At 74.9% G+C, this 367-nt stretch carries 1 protein-coding gene; it reads right to left on the reverse strand.

The genetic code is table 11. The features are described 5' to 3' along the window. Positions 1 to 367, reverse strand: a 367-nt coding sequence (locus AC5RUJ_RS18695) for a helicase-related protein (protein WP_494156566.1), incomplete at both ends; no start/stop codon positions are given.

Genomic DNA, 367 nt, shown 5'->3' on the forward strand with positions numbered 1-367 from the left:
CGGAAGCGCGCGAGGCCGACACCGTCACCAGCCCGGACATGCCGCGGGCGGCATCCCGGCGGGGTTCGCGCGACAGCCCGGAGTCGACGACCAACCGCACGCCCGGCACGGTGAGCGAGGACTCGGCCAACGAGGTGGAGACAATGATGCGCGGCGGCCCACCGGGTTCCCGACCGGAAACGGCGCGGTCCTGCGTGGCCGGATCCGCCTGCCCGTGCAGCTCCAGAACCTCCGTGCCGCTGCCGGCGCCGCCCGTCCTGTCGCGGACCCTGTCCCGGATCGCCGCGGCCACCTGCTGCACTTCCCAGGCTCCCGGCACGAAGACCAGGGCGTCCACCGAGGGGTCGTCCGCGAGCGCCTCGGCGTG

It is taken from the genome of Arthrobacter sp. Y3223164 (assembly GCF_059091005.1).